General features: G+C 31.6%; 1 protein-coding gene. It reads right to left on the bottom strand.

Annotated features, from left to right (window positions below; genetic code table 11):
• The coding region (locus tag CD111_RS12235; RefSeq protein ID WP_240610515.1) for an AI-2E family transporter at nt 1-874 on the bottom strand (874 nt) is incomplete at both ends.

Below are 874 nucleotides of genomic sequence, written 5' to 3' on the forward strand. Positions count from 1 at the left end.
TAAATAAATGAGTTACAGCAACTTTTATAATTGCATACCCAGGAATACCTAGAATAACACCTAGAACACCAGCTAGGTTACCTGCACAAAGTAATACAAAAATAATCGTTAATGGATGGATTTGCATTGTTTTACCCATAATATTAGGAGAAATGAAATGTCCTTCTAAGAATTGAACAGCAGCCCAAACGATTGCTAATTTAAGCAACATAAATGGAGAATCAATTGCTGCCAAGACAATCGCTGGTGAAATAGCTATCATTGGCCCTAAATATGGAACGACACTTGTAACTGCAGCAATACTAGCCAGTGTCAAAGCATATTCCAACCCGATTATAGAATAACCGATAAATAATAAAACACCGATACAAAATGCAACAATCATTTGACCTTGAATATAAGATCCAACTTGTATGTTCATTTTATCAATTAAATCGTGAGTATCTTTTCTAAATTTTGGAGGCATTAAAGAAATAAAGTAACTTCTAAATTTACCACCATCTTTCAATAAGAAGAACAATACAAATGGGAACGTAATTAAAATAACAACTACATGCGTAATAGTAGAAACAAATGATTTAAATTTGTGACCAAAATTACCAACAGAATCAGATAATTTTTTCGGTATATCACTGAAGTTTTGTTGGAACCAATTTTGAGCTTGTGCATAATAATCAGCAACGAATGAATTTCGTGATAAAGCATCAAGCTTACCTGAAAATTCGTCTATGTAATTTGGCAAGTTCTTCGTAAAACTTTCAATTTGATGTTGCACAACAGGAATTAACAATGTAACTATTAGTGAGAATCCAGCTATTATTGCACATAATAATATTATAATGCCCCATAATCTAGAAATATTATATCTTTCCAT

The organism is Mammaliicoccus stepanovicii (genome assembly GCF_002902525.1).
In the GTDB taxonomy this organism is placed as follows: Bacteria; Bacillota; Bacilli; order Staphylococcales; family Staphylococcaceae; genus Mammaliicoccus; species Mammaliicoccus stepanovicii.